We start from the raw sequence: 16,815 nt of genomic DNA, 5'->3' as shown, positions 1-16,815 counted from the left end.
TATATTGTCACTACATAGGATACGTACAGCATGATGTTAATCAAGTGCTGTATCGGATCTGATTTTATTTTTGGAAATGAATATCAATTTCGACAATCTCTGAGCGTGTGCCTATTCTCATCGGTGTTCCCCAGAATCCATATCCTGACGATACAATCGAATGAAGTTGCCCTTTTTGCAAATAGCCCCAATCGTTCTCATAGATACGATTCGTAATCAACTGTGCTGGAGCGACCTGTCCACGATGGGTATGACCGGAGACGACTAGATCGGTTCCTAATTTCTGCTCAGCATCCAGTTCATATGGTTGATGATCCATCACAATAATCGGCTTCGAATGATCGACTGATTCTAGCAATTTCGCTAATTCGGCGCGTGGACGATCACTATAATCTTGACGACCCACCAGTGTAATGCCATTATCTAACACAATCGATTCATCATAGAGGATATTCAGATCACTATCATCTAATACTTGAATCAGATTGATCCCTTTTTCAAAACGATCATGATTCCCAAGAGACGTGTATACAGGGGCTTCGATCCCTTTAAGAGTATTCGGAATATTGGTTTTGACAAAGTATGGTAAATTATCGTCGATCACATCGCCCGGGAATAATACCAGATCCGGCTTTAATTCGTTGATCATTTTTACCATTCGTCTCGCATGAGATTCATTGGATAGTACACCGAAATGGGTATCGGATACCACAATGACTTTCATGTCTGACTTGCCTGTGACCGGCTTATCGATCTGAATATCATAGTTACGTACGACAGGACTATAAGCATTAAACATTCCGATAGTCGCTACAATCACAAACACAAACAATGTACTCCATCCCGCCCATACAATGACTAGATGTTGAGATAAGGATGTAAAACGAGTTATCAATACTCCTAAGTTCATTACGGGTAGCCACAATATCAAAATGTATAACATCATAAACCAGACTGCACTTATTAACTTAATGGTGATACTTTCACGTACCCAGAAGTTCAAGAAGAATGAATAAGCTAAAATAAGCAGCACCACAACAAAGATATATCTTACAAAATGATGATCTGGTAACACCTGTCCAAACCATACCCAACCATTCCATCCCATATACAGCAAGATCAGATTATACACAACAAAAACAATGATTCCGATTAACAAATAGGTTGACTCCTGTCTCTATTTTATAATGATTACTTTTTGCTTGTTACTATCTCTATATAAGTATATACGATATACAATCATGTACCAAATGATAAAAGTATAATTTATTTCTTAATTATAGAAATACGCAAATACGAATTTTTTGCAGTAAAAAAGTTGTATACTAATCTAGACTTCATTTCTACTACTTACTTAGCTATCGGAGGTTACTATCCTGTGTCTGAACTACTGGATCCTCTTGAACTACCCAAGTTAGAGCAGATGACTACTCCATTAGAAGGAAGTCCACTGATCAATTGGTTATTGTTTCTTAAAGGTACTGATCCATCACACTGGGAGGTGCTATCTATGAATGAACCTGAATTAAAAAAAGCGATGACTACTCTGGAATTTCTAAGTTAGGATCGTGAAGCTCGTGTGCGCTATGAAGCCGCCAGAAATTTTTGCATGATGAAGCTTCACTTGTCGATTCTGCAATGGCAGAAGGCGAACGCCGTGGTGTTGAAGCTGGTTTTCAAAAAGGAATTGAACAAGGTATAGAAATAAGTAAGAGCCTATCAATAGTGATAGGCTCTTTTTTTCAACTTTATTTCAACGCTTTGTGCACTTTGAGTAGTTTACCTTTAACTGTCGTATCCTTCATCACTTTCAAAACATGAGGACCTTTACCGTTCAGAATCTCAACATATGTCACATTATCTTGAATCGTAATAATTCCAATATCTTCAGCGGTTACGCCTTCGATACGAGCAATCGTCCCTACGAAATCGACAGCACGTAGTTTTTTCTTTTTGCCACCATTAAAGTACAATTTCATAATTTCTTTGTTCAACTGCTCACTTTTGGCAGGTTTACGTTCTGCACGAATCCCCATTTTACCTTCAAAAGCTTCACGCGCACGATCCACTTCTACCGCATCAGGAGCTTCTTTATGCGGAATGGCAAATCCAATATAGTCTTGAATTTCACGCAAAAATTTATCTTCAAACGGAGTCACAAAAGTGATCGCTAGACCGCTTTTGCCTGCACGTCCTGTTCGTCCTGTACGATGCACATAGCTTTCTTTTTCCAGCGGTAGATCATAGTTGATCACATGTGTAATATTGTCGATATCAATTCCACGAGCAGCCACATCGGTTGCTACCAGATAACGGAATTGTCCACGTTTGAAATCTTCCATCACAGCAAAGCGATCTTCTTGCAGCATTCCGCCATGAATCTTAGCACATGTGTAATCATTAGCGGTTAACCGTTCACTTACCATATTCACGTTATCCTGTGTACGACAGAAAATAATACAGCTATCTGGATTTTCAACGACTGTAATATCTTGCAATAATGTGAATTTATCTGCATCTTTTACTTCATATAACGCATGTTCAATCGTTGCTGTCGTAAGCCCTGTCGCTTGAATCTCAATATGCTCAGGCTGACGCATATGACGGTGACATAGACGTTCGATATCTTGTGGTAATGTTGCAGAGAACAATAACGTCGTCCGGTCTTTAGGCAATGCTTTGATAATATTTTCAACCTGCTCAATAAAGCCCATATTTAGCATTTCATCGGCTTCATCGATAATGAGGAATTCTATTTTGTCCAAAGCCAGTGTGCCCCTCTGAATATGATCCAATACACGTCCAGGTGTACCGACAACCACATGACTTTTCTGTTTTAATTCAAGTGTTTGCTTCGCATAAGGTTGTTTTCCATAAACGGCTGTCGCTTTGATTCGTTTAAAGCGCCCGATATTTGTAATATCTTCTTTCACCTGTGCAGCAAGCTCGCGTGTAGGTGTTAAGACTAACGCTTGTGGTTTATTTTCGTTCCAATCGACTAACTCACACAATGGAATCCCGAAGGCAGCCGTTTTACCACTACCGGTTTGCGATTTCACGACAAGATCTTGACGCTCTAGTGCAACTGGAATGACTTTTTGCTGTACTTCAGTAGGCTGTGTATAGCCCAGTTGTTGTAATGCTTTTAAAATATCTTCACTTAATTCATACTCTTGAAAATTAGACTGACTCATGAAATACCTCTTCTTTTTATAAATTAACATGTTCGATCGCTCGACCCAACATGCTGAATAATGAACATACACTTACTTGGATAACGATACCCAGCGATCATGTAACAGATCATATCTACTTTGACTGACTCTATCCAGTATACGCTATATTGGTAAGTAACATTTGAGAAAATAGTAAAAAAAGCAGTATCTTACTTCTCAAATTCAATAATAGTGATCCTTTTTAATAATTCTTCGACTTCTGTTGTTACTTTATCCCAGATGATAGTCGCTTCTTGCGCTAACACATGTTGACGATCTGTATCACTTCCCGCTTGCAGGGGATGGCAAATAGCTAACGTTCTTCTTGCAAACACATGCATAATAGCTGAAGTATCTACACCTTTTCCAGACAAGTGATCTAATTCCAATTGATTAAAATAGTAATCCAGTTCCTCGGATAATTTACTGCGAATCTTAGTCGTGTCTTTGCGGGATAAATCTGCATCTTGAAAAGCTAATTCGATAGCCGTCGTCATCATATATCTGGCTTCGTATCGATTGAGAGCGTATTGTTGATGTTGCATATGTAGTAGAAATGCTAATTGCAAAGCAGTCAGCCGAAACCAATATAATTCTGCACTGATCGCATTTATTTCTTTAGTGGATAACAGCAATGAAGAATCATGAGCAAGAGAGAATCGTTCACTTTGAGGCAAACGAATCAGTGATTTGGCAATTTGCCGTGTAGCTTTTCCCAAATGGATACGAGTAGGGAGTTGATCCATAGTAACGATGTCTCCTTCAATCCAGCAAAATAGACGTAATACAACTCCTTACCCATTACGTTTAACAAAGAAAATAAAATATAATTGTACCTGTATACTTGAATTCGTTAGATGAGTTCCAATACCATTTTTTCTTCGTCCCAATACTGCCCCTCATACTTCAACGCATTCTTTTCCAAGCCACATACTGTAAAGCCTAGACTGATATATAATTGCTTAGCCGCCCTATTTTCAGAAATGACAGTCAATCCGATCTGCTCTAATCCTTCCAGTACACTAGCTCTTTGTACCAATTCTTTCATCAACGCTTTGCCTATCTTTTGACCTCTACAAGACGGTGACACGTACATCGCATAGATGTTGCCTTTATGTATCGTTTTAAGATGTTGTTCTCTAACAAAAGTCACCATTCCTACAAGCTCTTGCTTATCAAAACAACCTAATGTAAATCGATTACTTGAGGATTGAAGCTTATGTTGTATCTCTTCGATCGGTTTGGAGACTTCGCTATCATATGTAACTAAAAAAGCTTCAGGATTTTCTTGTAATGACCTTAATCGAAGTGCACGATAGGACACTGCATCTTCACTTGTTAAACGTCTGATGTCCATCTTATCCCCTCCTACCCTGATATAAAAAAACAAAGCCCTCAGAAAATCTTTGGCTTTGCCTTTTGCACTGCAATTATACGATTTTGATTTCCAACAGTTTATACTTGAATGTTCCCATAGGCGCTTCAAAAGTAATCGTGTTACCGACTTTTTGTCCGATCAACGCTTTACCTAGCGGGCTTTCATAAGATAACTTGTTGTTAATAACGTCTGCTTCAGCAGGTCCGACAATTTGGTATTCGATATCTTCACCGAACTCCAAATCATGTAGGAGTATCGTAGAACCGATACTGACTTTGGAAAGATCCAAGTTATCTGCATTTACGACCTGTGCATTACGTAACATTTTTTCTAAAATCAGAACTCGTGTCTCCATAAATGCTTGATCGTCTTTTGCCGAATGGTATTCGCTGTTTTCTTTCAAGTCTCCATAACTGATTGCCAGTTTCAGACGTTGTGACAACTCTTTACGGCGTGGTCCCTTCAGTTCTGCAAGCTCATCTTCCAGCTTATTGATACCTTCTCGGGTCAATATAATTTCTTCTTTTTCCTTAGCCATGTGCTCAACTCCCTCTTTAACAGTATACGCTATATTGGCACACTTTCGTTACTTTAATTGTAAAATAAAGTGATTAAATTTAAGAGGTATGCTGTTCTGATCGCAATAAAACGCATACATTGGTTAATCATCAACTTTCATCCTTATTGTTGTTGCCTTCTACATCTGTATCTCAATAATAAAAGCCAAGCACATCTCAGAGAATCTGAGTTAGCTTAGCTTTTTCGGTAAAACGCTTATTTATTCGGAATAAACTGCTTAATCCAACTACCAAAACCAGCAGGATTACGAGATTGGATCAGAATCACACCTTCACCGCGGAAGCGACAAACGATTCCTTCTCCACTGGTGACACTGGATAACCAGCCTTTCGATGCTTTTTCGATTTGATAATTCATATATCCTGGCCATGCGACCAGGTGAGCATTATCGACAATCACTTCTTCCCCATGAGCTAGATTAATCGCATGAATCGACCCGTAGGAAGATAAGAAGACTGTGCCTTTTCCACGAATTTCAATAATAAAGAATCCTTCACCTGAAAATAACCCTTTTTTCAGATTTTGCATCTGTGTGCCGACTTCGATGCCTTCGGTACCAGCAAGAAAGCCGTCTTTTTGTACATACAGACTATAGGATCCATCTAATTCAACAGCAGTAACGTCTCCTATACTGGAAGGGGCAAGTAATACTTCTGCTGGGCCACGCGTCGAACGCAGTTCTTGAAAAAAGAATTTTTCTCCAGTTAACATACGACCCAGACCGCCCATCAGTCCGCCATCCATCGTTCCTTTAATATCTACATTTGGAGACATAGAGACCATAGCGCCTGACTCGGCTTTGATCGCTTCTCCTTGCTCTATATGTACCTTCAACATGGCAAACGCGCCTTCATACAAAATATCATATTTCATCTTTGTTCACCTATCCTCTCAATGTATCAAGCTTATTTTATATTATGACATTTCACCTTTGGCGTTGTATATATGCGCTCGGTTCAATCGTCTCGGCAATTTCTCATTGATGATATGAAGAATATGTTGTATTCTGATGGTTCGATTGCTGAAGTGACGTGTAAATATTTTCGATAGCCCTATATGATGATATGTAAATATTTAACGTTCTATTCTGTATTCTATCATGAAAATAAAAGATGTTCAGAGCAGGAGGTTCATTTGTGTCAGATGTGAATAAGCAACAAGTTGTAGACAGTGTACCGCAGAAAGGATTCTTCGGTCATCCGAAAGGATTATTCACTTTATTCTTCACTGAATTCTGGGAGCGATTCTCTTATTATGGAATGAGAGCGATTCTTGTATTCTATATGTACTATGAAGTATCTAAAGGCGGACTCGGCTTCGATGAAGCAACCGCACTTGCGATCATGTCCATTTATGGATCACTCGTCTACATGTCCGGTATTATTGGAGGTTGGTTAGCTGATCGGGTATTTGGCTCATCCAAAGCGATCTTCTATGGCGGAGTCTTGATTATGATCGGTCATATTGTGCTCGCTATTCCAAATAGTGTACCGCTATTATTCGTATCAATGGGCTTAATCGTACTCGGTACAGGATTACTCAAACCGAACGTTTCGAATGTGGTCGGCGAAATGTATGCGGAGAGCGACAATCGTCGTGATTCCGGTTTTAGTGTTTTCTATATGAGTATTAACTTGGGTGGATTTATCTCACCATTGATCGTCGGTGGATTGCAGACCAGTTATGGCTTCCATTGGGGCTTTGCTACAGCAGCTATCGGAATGTTTATCGGGCTAGTTGTTTTTGTTTTGACGAAAAAGAAAAATTTAGGTCTAGCAGGTACAATCGTAGGTAATCCATTATCTGCTGACGAGAAGAAAACAACGATCAAAATTTTTGCAATCAGTGCTGTGATTATTGCGATTATCGTCGCTATAGCGATTATGATGGGCTGGTTAACGTTAAAATCTTTTGTAACTGTAGTGGCTGTACTCGGAGTACTTATTCCAATCTGTTACTTTGTCACCATGTATCGCAGTAAAAAAACAACCGATGTAGAGCGTTCGCGTCTACTTGCTTATATTCCTTTATTTATTGCGGCTGTGATGTTCTGGTCAATTCAAGAACAGACATCAACTGTACTCGCAACCTATGCAGATAAACGGACACAATTGGACTTTATGGGTATTCATATTGCTCCTGCTTGGTTCCAATCGCTCAACCCGTTATTTATTATTGCGTTATCACCTGTGTTTGCAGCAATCTGGCTGAAGCTTGGTAATCGTCAACCGATTATTCCACGTAAATTCTCATTAGGATTGTTGTTCGCCGGGTTGTCTTTCTTGGTTATTCTTATTCCTTCTTACTTCGGTGGTGAAAATGCACTTGTAAGCCCGCTGTGGCTTGTACTGAGCTATTTTATTATTGTCGTTGGGGAATTATTCCTTTCTCCTGTCGGGCTGTCTGCAACCACTAAGCTTGCTCCTGCGGCTTTCTCTGCACAAACGATGAGTCTATGGTTTTTATCCAATGCAGCAGCGCAAGCGATTAATGCGATTCTTGTGCAATTTTATAGCCCGGATACAGAAATGATCTATTTCGGAGTGATCGGCGGCGTGTCGATTGCTTTAGGTGTTATTCTGTTTATTATGGGACCTAAAATTCAAAGCTTTATGAAGGGCGTACTGTAAAATAAATAAGTACACTCTAATAAATAAAAGCCAGCCTCTACAATAGAGACTGGCTTTTATTTTGTTTTTATAATTAAAGCTTATTATTTTAGCCAAAGCGTTTGGTTTTGTACCATTTGCTTTCTCTACCTGTAATTCGATCATACGTAATCGAGAAGAATGCTTTGACCGAAATAATCAGGAACAGTTGCGAATACGTGAAGTACGAGACGCACGATAAAATAAAGTTACGCGTATTACTTTGTCCGATATCTGTTGCCAGTGCCATATTAATCTGTAATACATAGATATAATACATCAGTGCCCAACCAATCACGAGATACACATAGACATCGCCTACAAATTGGAATGGCGAAATCACGGCTGGATTAAATAGCTCAATGATCTGATACACAATATTGGCGAGGAAAATGATATCCGAGACGATAATCGCAATCATAAACCAGAAGTAGCTAGCCGCATAATACATCACATGAAGCTTAATACGCCAGCTTGTTTTATCGAACAAATGATGAATATTGTCCATAACTACGCTGTAATTGCCTTTCGACCAGCGTTCCCGTTGCTTCATATAAACACTAAGTAGTTCCGGTTCTTGTTGGTACGCTTCAGCTTGTGGAGCCAGTGCAATTAACTTGCCACGGGTCAAAATTTCAAATGAAATCGCGGTATCTTCGGTAATCGCCTGCGGGTCCCAACCACCGATCTCTTCCATCAAGTCTTTGCGTACAATAAAGTTCGTACCCGGAATCGTTCCAAGCCCAAATAACTCCCACATGCCTGTGTGATGAACACGCTGAATCGTAATCAACTCTAGATTGATACAACCGGACAAAAAGTTCTGACTACGATTACGTGCTTTGTTCCGACCAAATACAGCGCCATATTTCTCCGGTTGTTCCATCGCTTTTTGAGTAAGAAAAAGAAGTGCATTTTTCTCAGGTGCAGCATCTGCATCATATACACATAACCATTCCCCTGTAGAAATGACCATCGCATCGTTTAATGCTCCTGATTTTCCCCCGCTACCTGTCCGTTCCATAATCGTAAAATCACGATCTCGATATGCCTTTTGTTCTTTTAATGTATGGAGGCGACTGGCTGTATTATCGCTACAATTATCAGCAACGATAATAATCTGTACTTTGTCTTGCGGATAATTCAGCTTGAGAATATGTTCGACTGTAGACATAATAACGATCTCTTCGTTATGAGCCGGAACAATAACAGTCACCTTAGGGAAATGATCCATATTTTCAGGAATCACCGTCGGGATTTTGTTCTGCTTAAACATAAAACGAATCGCGCCCCACATAATCACAATGGATTCAAATACAGCGATCCAAATACTCATAATCGAGATGAGTAAAATAGCATCAGACATGATTTTTCCCCCGGTCATACTTTCTATTTACATTGGCACGAAAAACCAGTGTCATGATCGTCAATACAATAATAGCGATCCCAAATAAACTGCTAATTACAATACAAAGCGGGATAAACCAACTCGTATATTCCATGTATTATTACCTCCTTTTCAATAGACATTGTGTTAGATATATTCTGCAATCAAATCCGTCTCGGTGTTGCGTTCCAAAGCAGCAATAATCTCATCAATATTCTCGTATGTGCTAAACTGCTCTTTTTGAAATACGAAAGCTCCTGCACGAATAACCAGCTTCAAGTCATTGCCTTTTTTGTCCAAAAATTTCATATCCATCATGGCATTCTTGATCCGATCGGTTAGTAATTGTAAATACTGCTGATCCGTCATAGGACACAAAATAATAAAACGTCCATCTTCAATCGAAAATTTATAATCTTCATAACGAATCTGCTTCTGAATCGTCTCCGACAACTCTAGCAATAGTTGCGAGTATAGCTGACTGCCTAACGATTCTTGTACCAATGCCAAAAATTCGATCTTGAACATCGCTACCGAGAATGTGTATCTATCTGAATAACGTCTGGCTAAATTCGATTGCTTCACTACCGTATCGCCTAATGCTTTTTTATTACCTAACGATGTATACAAATCCACTTCTGGATCACGTTTACGTAAAACTTCTAGGCGCTCACTGACCCTTTTGTTACGGATCAATGTCGATTTGATAAACGCGGCTATTAGAATATTGGCAGGAATCAAAAACAACTCAAAAAAGATCAACGTATTTACAGGCGCATATGTCACCATCCATACAAAATAAGTCACTAAAAATATAAAAATAACAACTACTGCAATGCCCATAGAAACTACAAATCCGAATAATAAAGCACACATCGCAACGATATTTAAAGATATTTCTAGCAGACTATACGAGTGACTGGTATAGATATTGAAAAAAACAAGAATTTCTTGCACCATTGCAAGTACAATCAAAATAATATAACCCCATGTCATCTGGCTAATAAGGCTCGTATTCGTACTTAATTCTTTACGTTTCCGACTCGTTCTCATTTACTTCGTTTCACTGCCCTTCTGCAAAAGTGTCTCCGCTAAAAGAGGAAATAAATTGTCAAAAATATGGGTATCGCCATCAAATACATAGCCCCCCGGATAAGCTTGATCCCAGCCTCGCATCGTCAACATTTGAGCATATAACTGTTCTGCCCAAGCCTGATCTTTCTCCTTAAGGGCTAATAAAATTGCGAGTCCGTAGACTGCTGGTGATTCGTAAGCCACATCTGCTGTCTGGTTTGCACGCTTATACCGACCGGCTAATTGATGGTGTTGCTCAAATTCTTTTTTCATAAAAGCGGTCAATTCGATTGAAGGTTGCCCCAATTCACTACGATGCAGAGCCAAAATCAATTGATCAATCAGATTAATCGTATCGTCATAATTGTATTTGCCTGTAGCTACACTATACGTTCTAGGGTAAAACACTCCATCATTCGGAGTATTCCGCAATAGATCGGTGTACTTGTTATACTCTTCAGCAGAAATCATATTTGTCTGCTTCATCTGTCCCAGAGCAGGGACATCAATATACGTTAAGCTCAGGACATCTGCGGAATATCCGTGTTCAAAATCATGATAGTCTACCAGATAACCATGTTGTTGATCTGAAGCAAGTAATGTATCGACAATTTGCTTGGCTGTTGTGGTATAACTCTGCTGTTGCCATTGTGTAGATGCTTGTAATAATGCACCTACGATTCGCAGATCATCACCCAGTGCATTCGTATTCACTTTGGACTGGCCATTCGGCTCTAATTTCCAATAAATATAATGCTTCTCTGGATTCAAAAAATACTGATTCAACAACGTATAACTGTGTTCAAAACTCTTCTGATCATCGGTCATTAATGCATATTGCATCCATAATCCTAACGATTCAGACAAGGCTTCTTTCCCTGCGACAATATCAGGATTGGTTGAAGGAGCAGGTAAAAGGCGACTGGCTAACGTTCCATTTTCATTGACCATGTGTGATGTAATAAAGGTTGCTGTAGGGGGGATGCTGGGTTGAGACCGGTATGTATAGACTCCCCATATAATTCCGATGATGATAATAAATGCTAGCATAAAGAACATCCATTTCTTTACAAAATGATGTTGATTTCTTCTCATATCGTTCTCCTATGGTGTATGTTCTTATTTTCCGTTAGCTCGTGATGATACTCTATTTATCGGCTAACTTTTGATAGATAATTACTTTTTCTTTTAAAATTCGACAAGATGTGCGATCTGACTATGATTGAGCTACGATCGATGCATTATAAAATAAATTAAAAAAAAAGCTGCCGAAGTTGACCGACAGCTCGCATTTTCACGTATTTATCTAGTTAACGATAAGAAAGGCTTTATCCATCTGTTTTTTAAGAACCGACAACTACTGGATTTTCTTCTTTTTCTGCTTGTGCTGCTTTTTTGATCTGTTTACTGCGCAATTGTCCGCAAGCGGCATCAATATCTGTACCGTGCTCTAAGCGAACCGTACAGTTCACACCATTCTTTTTCAACGTATCATAGAAGGTGATAATCGATTCTTGGGAGCTGCGTTGATACTGACTATGCTCATCGACCGGATTATAAGGGATTAGATTGACACTCGCTGATTTGTTCATATGAGCGATCAGATCTGCTAATTGCTGTGCATGTTCTTGATGATCATTCACATCACGTAGCAAAATGTATTCTAACATAATACGGCGATTCGTTTTGGTCAGATAATACTCTACAGCAGACATTAATTGCTCTAGCGGATACGCACGGTTAATTTTCATAATACGTGTACGTAGTTCGTTATTCGGTGCATGTAATGAAAGTGCAAGATTGACCTGAAGATCGCTATCTGCAAATTCTCTAATCTTATCAGGTAGACCACTTGTAGATACAGTGATTCGTTTAGGAGCGATAACTAGACCTTTGCGGTCTTTCACGATATTTAAGAAATCAACCATATTTTCAAAGTTATCAAATGGTTCGCCGATACCCATTACTACGATATGAGTCACCAATTGGTCTTGCGCGGCTGCATCCAGATGAAATTGTACTTTCATAATCTGCTCGACAATCTCACCTGCGGTTAGATCACGACTTTTCTTAATCAGACCACTAGCGCAAAAGCTACAACCAATATTACAGCCCACTTGCGTGGTGACACAGACCGATTGACCATACTTCTGACGCATCAATACGGTTTCGATCAAGTTGCCATCTTCCAAACGGAACAGAAATTTTACTGTACCATCGGCAGATTCTTGCTTCACATGTTCAGTTAATGTTTGAATCGCAAAGTGCTCGGTAAGCAAAGCGATACAAGCAGGATTCACTTCAGTCATGTTATTAAATTCAGTTACACGCTGACGATACAAATAATCCCAGACTTGACTTGCGCGGAATTTCTTATGTCCACGTTCACCTAGCCATGCTGATAATTGATCTAATGTTAATCCATAAATGGACGGTTTATTCATGGTATACCTTCTTTCAAAGCGAATAAATTTGAGAATATATAGATTACACTAGATCTTCTTCTTCGGTTTGAAGAATCGATGTTAGTAATCCAGGAAATTGAGTGTCTAGTTCACTGCGGCAAATGCTATAAAAATGCTGTCTGCCTTCGATGCGTAATTGGATAAGCCCTATTTCGCGTAATATTTTAACATGATGAGACAATGTTGATTTGGAAATATGACTCATCTGAAAACCTGCACAGCTTTTTTCTCCATGATGGGCAAGACACAGTAGTATTTTCAGTCGCACAGGATCACTTAGTGCACTGAATACGTCTACAAGCTTGATTGGTGTCGGTGCTACAGCTTCTAATATTTTCATACTCTTCAACTTATCATTTATTGGAGCAAGTATCAATTGAAAAGTACGATTTTGGTCGAACTATTTATTACTTTGAAAGTATGCTACACTTTAATAGTTCGATTTTCATCAAACTATTAATCAAAATAACGGTATGATTGTGTTTTTAATCAAAGGGAGATTTGTAAAATGACAACCGCGGTACACACACTAAATGACTATTTTCGCTTATTCGATGCTTCACGTACTGATGAACAAGCGATGGAACAATTACTGAGTTTATTTATTCCTGATGTAGAGATCGTATTAAATGGATCATCACGTAAAGGATTCAAAAACTTTATCGACATGTTCTATCAATATAATATCGATATCAAACATATGCATGAACCGTGGGAACTGCAAAACAACGGAACCTACGAATCCCGCTGGGCAGTATGTGGAATGTCGAGCGAAGGAACCGTATATGCCAAAACAGGCATTGATATTGCTCGTGTAAATGAAGAAGGTCAGATTGTCTATTTAGAAAATGTACAAGAGAATCAAGATGCTTTTAGTAAATATTGATACTTCTATGTAGATTAATGTCTATGTTTATTGCGATAGGATCTGACAGCTGTGATTGTGATCCATGTAAATAGTGCAACGATAGCAATCAGTATTCCCATCGTAATAAACAAACTGCTCCATACGATATGCAAAAAACTCACCTCTTTTTTTATTAAAGACTATTGGTAATTATAGTAAGTTTACATAAGCTGTGATCGGCATGCAAATACTATAGAAAGTAAAAAAAGGAGCATCTTGACTACAACAAGATGCTCCTTCTATGAATCTATGTTTTTAATACTACAGCTATACACAGAACAACCACCAATAACAATCCACAGTACCATCCATCTCTCCCCGTTAATTGCGGAGTCAGATAATACGTGCGCTGGCGCGTGCCTGTGAATCCGCGTGCTTCCATAGCTATCGCTATTCGTTCAGACTTCCGAATACCCTGAGTGAATAGCGGTAGGGCGTAGCGGATGAAGGATTTCCAACTATTCTTCTGCTTATATCCTCTAATCTTATGTGCTGATTTCATTTGAGCTAGTTCCGTCTGAAAAAGCGGGATAAAGCGAAATCCAGCTAACAGTCCATAAGCCCATTTAGGCGACAATCGGCATTGATGTACCAGACTCATAATCATAGCGGTCAGATCGGTTGTAGACGTGAACAGCAAGCCATAAGTGACAAAGCCAAGCATACGAAGTGCGATCATTAGTCCATTGTTTAGACTTTCTTCGGTGATATGGAACCATCCCCATTGCCACAGAGTATGCTCCCCTTTACCAAAGGCCGCCATCATCCAAAAAATCATCACAAAAAAGATCGTATACGGCAATAACCGTTTGAGCAAATAAGGAATACGCCATCCACCTAACGTCAATCCAATCACCAGTGCTACTATCCAGATCGCTAAGGTGATCCGAGGATCAGTGACTGCCATCAATACACACATCACTAACAAATGAGTTACCAACTTGATCGTCGGATTCAATGTTGATAACCAGGAATCATTGCTTTTCATATAATACTCCGCTCCTTCTCTGGCTTCATCAGTTGATAATGAAGCGGAGCAATAATCGCATGATGACCGATAGATTCGGGATGTGTAAATAGATGATACGGTGCACCATTATAGATTACTTTGCCCTGATCAAACACAATCACTCGATTGGCGTATTCATCGACCAGATCCATATCGTGTGTCACCATCACAATCGTAGTGCCTTGCGCTTGCCGTTGTTGTAATCGCTTGATTAATTCAGCCGATGTACGTGCATCTTGTCCGAAGGTCGGTTCATCTAATAGAAGTAAAGATTGGTCAAATAACAACATGGTCGCTACACTCAAGCGCCGCTTTTGCCCCAGACTGAGTGTAAATGGATGTTGATCCTGATAGTTTTCTAAGCCGAATTCCTGTAGCAACTGTACCGTTCTGGCATACACTTCTTCTTCGCTCCAATTGCGTTGTCGTCCTCCAAAAGCAATCTCATCAAATACAGTATCTGTCACAAATTGCAGTTCAGGATTTTGAAAAACAAATCCTGCTTGCTCATATAGATCGCGATCACTCCACTTTTTCAAAAGGATATCTTGAAAGTAAAGTTGTCCGCTACGGATACGTTCTAGACGGATCAGGCTTTTGAGAAATGTGCTTTTGCCACTTCCATTCGCACCGACAATCGCTACCCATTCCCCTGACGGAATACGGATATTCATATCACGCATCACAGACTTTTGACGATAACCGATATCCAGTTGCTCGGTTACGATGATAGCAGACCCACCCTTACCTTCTTGGTCTGCATCTAATGCAGAAGCACGTCGTTGTTGTAAAGTCTGTTGCAATCGCTGTGCTAACGGATGCGAAGGATGATCTTGCACATCGTCCCATGTATACGGAAATAATTTGGGTTGCCAGATGCCTGCTTCTTGCATCTCTGCTCGATATCGCTGGATCATCTCTGCTGGCTCTCCTTGCGCAATCATACTGCCTTGCGCATTCATAAGAATGACTCGATCCATCCACTGTATACAGCCATCTAAAGTGTGCTCGACAAATACCATTGTCTGTCCATGCTGATCTGCTAGTTCATGTAGCAATTGAAAGATTTCTTTACGACTGACTGGATCTAATTGTGCGGTCGGTTCATCGAAAAAAAGAACTTCTGGTTCAAGCGCCAACAGACATGCTAATGCTAATCGTTGCTTCATGCCACCAGACAATGTCTCGATCGGCGTATGCCCATCTATATCCAGACCTACTTGCTTCATGACAGTCTCTATCATGGCATCCATTTGAGCACGGGGAATCAAGCGATTTTCTAAGCTAAAAGCGATCTCTTCATCCACATGAAGCATGCAGAACTGGGAATCTGGATCTTGGAACATGACTCCACATTGAGGGGCTAATCGAATCTCACCTTCCACCTCGGCTTCTACATGTTCAGGAATAATGCCTGATAACACAGATAATAGTGTCGACTTCCCACTTCCACTAGGTCCCAAAATAAGTAATTTTTCACCTCGTGAGATCGACAGATCAATACCGTTCAAAACGTTAGCTTCTCGATTATAAAAGCGTACCGACAGGTCTTTACACTCCAGAAGCGATTCCATTAGGTTTTCCCTTCTTCCGCCGTGCTTTCATAATTTCGTATTGATCCAGCACTCCTGTTTTGCACAAAGCTTCTACGACAATCTTAGCTAACCCTCCACCTAAGATCATTCCACTGATCATTTGAATAATCAGCGTTAACAGCAATATCTGAGTTGTATAGTAACCGAATCCGTTAGCAATAACGTTATAAAGGACTCCACCTACCGCTGCCAATGCACCGGACAACATGAGAGTCATCAAGTTATATCGTTTGTAGCCAAATAGAGCGAAAGCAATCTCTGCTCCAATCCCTTGAAACACACCGATCAATAAGGCAGATAAGCCAAAATGACTACCGGTTAATAGCTCTACCGCCGCAGCCGCTACTTCAGCGATCAATGCCGCCCCTGGCTTACGAATAATATAAGCCACAATCGGGCTTGCTATAATCCAGATGCCAAACATAAATCCTGCACCTACCGGTCCAACCAGTGCTGAGATCGGTATCCATAACGTAGACCAACCTAGATAAATCACACCGCAAGCTACAGCTAAAATAACTGTTAATACAACCTCTTTCATTTTCCATGTCATATGGA

18 protein-coding genes are annotated in these 16,815 nt (G+C 39.8%); 3 read left to right on the top strand and 15 right to left on the bottom strand.

Going from position 1 to position 16,815, the window contains the following annotated elements; translation table 11 throughout:
• Positions 1-64 precede the first annotated feature (64 nt).
• Positions 65-1,159, bottom strand: coding sequence for a metallophosphoesterase (locus tag RCP16_RS19560; RefSeq protein ID WP_308641103.1), 1,095 nt, complete (start codon positions 1,157-1,159; stop codon positions 65-67).
• Positions 1,160-1,378: 219 nt separating this feature from the next.
• On the opposite strand from RCP16_RS19560, the gene RCP16_RS19555 reads away from it, so the two are divergent.
• Complete coding sequence (locus RCP16_RS19555; protein ID WP_308641102.1) at positions 1,379-1,564, top strand: hypothetical protein; 186 nt, start codon at positions 1,379-1,381, stop codon at positions 1,562-1,564.
• A 184-nt stretch (positions 1,565-1,748) separates the two neighbouring features.
• Here RCP16_RS19555 and RCP16_RS19550 read toward each other — a convergent pair whose 3' ends face one another.
• The 5 genes from RCP16_RS19550 to RCP16_RS19530 all read right to left on the bottom strand — a co-directional run bounded on the left by RCP16_RS19550 (position 1,749) and on the right by RCP16_RS19530 (position 6,045).
• The gene (locus RCP16_RS19550; protein ID WP_069326535.1) at positions 1,749-3,194 is read right to left on the bottom strand and encodes a DEAD/DEAH box helicase; all 1,446 of its coding nucleotides are present in this window, start codon (positions 3,192-3,194) and stop codon (positions 1,749-1,751) included.
• Positions 3,195-3,385: 191 nt separating this feature from the next.
• Positions 3,386-3,961 (bottom strand): hypothetical protein, encoded by a 576-nt coding sequence (locus tag RCP16_RS19545; RefSeq protein ID WP_308641101.1) that lies wholly within the window; start codon positions 3,959-3,961, stop codon positions 3,386-3,388.
• 107 nt (positions 3,962-4,068) lie between these two features.
• Positions 4,069-4,572, bottom strand: coding sequence for a GNAT family N-acetyltransferase (locus tag RCP16_RS19540; protein WP_308641100.1), 504 nt, complete (start codon positions 4,570-4,572; stop codon positions 4,069-4,071).
• A gap of 73 nt (positions 4,573-4,645) precedes the next feature.
• Positions 4,646-5,131, bottom strand: coding sequence for a transcription elongation factor GreA (gene greA, locus RCP16_RS19535; protein WP_069326531.1), 486 nt, complete (start codon positions 5,129-5,131; stop codon positions 4,646-4,648).
• Between the two features lie 236 nt (positions 5,132-5,367).
• Complete coding sequence (locus RCP16_RS19530; RefSeq protein ID WP_069326530.1) at positions 5,368-6,045, bottom strand: TIGR00266 family protein; 678 nt, start codon at positions 6,043-6,045, stop codon at positions 5,368-5,370.
• A 263-nt stretch (positions 6,046-6,308) separates the two neighbouring features.
• Between RCP16_RS19530 and RCP16_RS19525 the strand changes: the two genes are divergently transcribed.
• Positions 6,309-7,802, top strand: coding sequence for a peptide MFS transporter (locus RCP16_RS19525; RefSeq protein ID WP_308641099.1), 1,494 nt, complete (start codon positions 6,309-6,311; stop codon positions 7,800-7,802).
• An 88-nt stretch (positions 7,803-7,890) separates the two neighbouring features.
• Here RCP16_RS19525 and RCP16_RS19520 read toward each other — a convergent pair whose 3' ends face one another.
• From RCP16_RS19520 to RCP16_RS19495, 6 genes are all read right to left on the bottom strand, one after another.
• The gene (locus RCP16_RS19520; RefSeq protein WP_308641098.1) at positions 7,891-9,186 is read right to left on the bottom strand and encodes a glycosyltransferase family 2 protein; all 1,296 of its coding nucleotides are present in this window, start codon (positions 9,184-9,186) and stop codon (positions 7,891-7,893) included.
• Positions 9,179-9,322: a hypothetical protein gene (locus RCP16_RS19515; RefSeq protein WP_175425122.1), complete on the bottom strand. Its 144-nt coding sequence runs from the start codon at positions 9,320-9,322 to the stop codon at positions 9,179-9,181. Before RCP16_RS19515 ends, RCP16_RS19520 begins: the two co-directional genes overlap by 8 nt.
• A gap of 32 nt (positions 9,323-9,354) precedes the next feature.
• A complete protein-coding gene (locus tag RCP16_RS19510) occupies positions 9,355-10,260 on the bottom strand; it encodes a GGDEF domain-containing protein (protein ID WP_273592777.1) in 906 nt (301 codons plus the stop codon).
• A complete protein-coding gene (locus RCP16_RS19505; RefSeq protein WP_308641097.1) occupies positions 10,261-11,376 on the bottom strand; it encodes a glycosyl hydrolase family 8 in 1,116 nt (371 codons plus the stop codon).
• Between the two features lie 248 nt (positions 11,377-11,624).
• Positions 11,625-12,725, bottom strand: a complete 1,101-nt coding sequence (gene rlmN / locus RCP16_RS19500; RefSeq protein ID WP_069326525.1) for a dual-specificity RNA methyltransferase RlmN — start codon at positions 12,723-12,725, stop codon at positions 11,625-11,627.
• A 43-nt stretch (positions 12,726-12,768) separates the two neighbouring features.
• Positions 12,769-13,086: an ArsR/SmtB family transcription factor gene (locus RCP16_RS19495; protein ID WP_069326524.1), complete on the bottom strand. Its 318-nt coding sequence runs from the start codon at positions 13,084-13,086 to the stop codon at positions 12,769-12,771.
• Between the two features lie 168 nt (positions 13,087-13,254).
• Between RCP16_RS19495 and RCP16_RS19490 the strand changes: the two genes are divergently transcribed.
• Positions 13,255-13,632: a nuclear transport factor 2 family protein gene (locus RCP16_RS19490; protein WP_308641096.1), complete on the top strand. Its 378-nt coding sequence runs from the start codon at positions 13,255-13,257 to the stop codon at positions 13,630-13,632.
• A gap of 268 nt (positions 13,633-13,900) precedes the next feature.
• Here RCP16_RS19490 and RCP16_RS19485 read toward each other — a convergent pair whose 3' ends face one another.
• Genes RCP16_RS19485 through RCP16_RS19475 form a run of 3 tightly spaced genes read right to left on the bottom strand, consistent with a single transcriptional unit; the run spans position 13,901 to position 16,810 of the window.
• Positions 13,901-14,641: an energy-coupling factor transporter transmembrane component T family protein gene (locus RCP16_RS19485; protein WP_308641095.1), complete on the bottom strand. Its 741-nt coding sequence runs from the start codon at positions 14,639-14,641 to the stop codon at positions 13,901-13,903.
• A complete protein-coding gene (locus RCP16_RS19480) occupies positions 14,638-16,236 on the bottom strand; it encodes an ABC transporter ATP-binding protein (protein ID WP_308641094.1) in 1,599 nt (532 codons plus the stop codon). Before RCP16_RS19480 ends, RCP16_RS19485 begins: the two co-directional genes overlap by 4 nt.
• Positions 16,214-16,810 carry an ECF transporter S component gene (locus RCP16_RS19475; protein ID WP_308642513.1) on the bottom strand — a complete coding sequence of 199 codons (597 nt, stop codon included), beginning with the start codon at positions 16,808-16,810 and terminating at the stop codon, positions 16,214-16,216. The genes RCP16_RS19480 and RCP16_RS19475 overlap by 23 nt, the downstream gene beginning before the upstream one ends.
• Positions 16,811-16,815: the final 5 nt, after the last annotated feature.

Source organism: Paenibacillus nuruki, assembly GCF_963311185.1.
GTDB lineage: Bacteria > Bacillota > Bacilli > Paenibacillales > Paenibacillaceae > Saccharibacillus > Saccharibacillus nuruki.
This window is presented reverse-complemented; position numbering and strand designations above follow the sequence as displayed.

Bases quoted from the DNA above. Each gene is read 5' to 3' on its own strand.
- RCP16_RS19510 (WP_273592777.1), bottom strand. From the start codon at position 10,260: ATGAGAACGAGTCGGAAACGTAAAGAATTAAGTACGAATACGAGCCTT.
- RCP16_RS19505 (WP_308641097.1), bottom strand. From the start codon at position 11,376: ATGAGAAGAAATCAACATCATTTTGTAAAGAAATGGATGTTCTTTATG.
- RCP16_RS19490 (WP_308641096.1), top strand. From the start codon at position 13,255: ATGACAACCGCGGTACACACACTAAATGACTATTTTCGCTTATTCGAT.
- RCP16_RS19480 (WP_308641094.1), bottom strand. From the start codon at position 16,236: ATGGAATCGCTTCTGGAGTGTAAAGACCTGTCGGTACGCTTTTATAAT.
- RCP16_RS19540 (WP_308641100.1), bottom strand. From the start codon at position 4,572: ATGGACATCAGACGTTTAACAAGTGAAGATGCAGTGTCCTATCGTGCA.
- RCP16_RS19545 (WP_308641101.1), bottom strand. From the start codon at position 3,961: ATGGATCAACTCCCTACTCGTATCCATTTGGGAAAAGCTACACGGCAA.
- RCP16_RS19520 (WP_308641098.1), bottom strand. From the start codon at position 9,186: ATGTCTGATGCTATTTTACTCATCTCGATTATGAGTATTTGGATCGCT.
- RCP16_RS19530 (WP_069326530.1), bottom strand. From the start codon at position 6,045: ATGAAATATGATATTTTGTATGAAGGCGCGTTTGCCATGTTGAAGGTA.
- RCP16_RS19495 (WP_069326524.1), bottom strand. From the start codon at position 13,086: ATGAAAATATTAGAAGCTGTAGCACCGACACCAATCAAGCTTGTAGAC.
- rlmN (WP_069326525.1), bottom strand. From the start codon at position 12,725: ATGAATAAACCGTCCATTTATGGATTAACATTAGATCAATTATCAGCA.
- greA (WP_069326531.1), bottom strand. From the start codon at position 5,131: ATGGCTAAGGAAAAAGAAGAAATTATATTGACCCGAGAAGGTATCAAT.
- RCP16_RS19475 (WP_308642513.1), bottom strand. From the start codon at position 16,810: ATGACATGGAAAATGAAAGAGGTTGTATTAACAGTTATTTTAGCTGTA.
- RCP16_RS19515 (WP_175425122.1), bottom strand. From the start codon at position 9,322: ATGGAATATACGAGTTGGTTTATCCCGCTTTGTATTGTAATTAGCAGT.
- RCP16_RS19550 (WP_069326535.1), bottom strand. From the start codon at position 3,194: ATGAGTCAGTCTAATTTTCAAGAGTATGAATTAAGTGAAGATATTTTA.
- RCP16_RS19485 (WP_308641095.1), bottom strand. From the start codon at position 14,641: ATGAAAAGCAATGATTCCTGGTTATCAACATTGAATCCGACGATCAAG.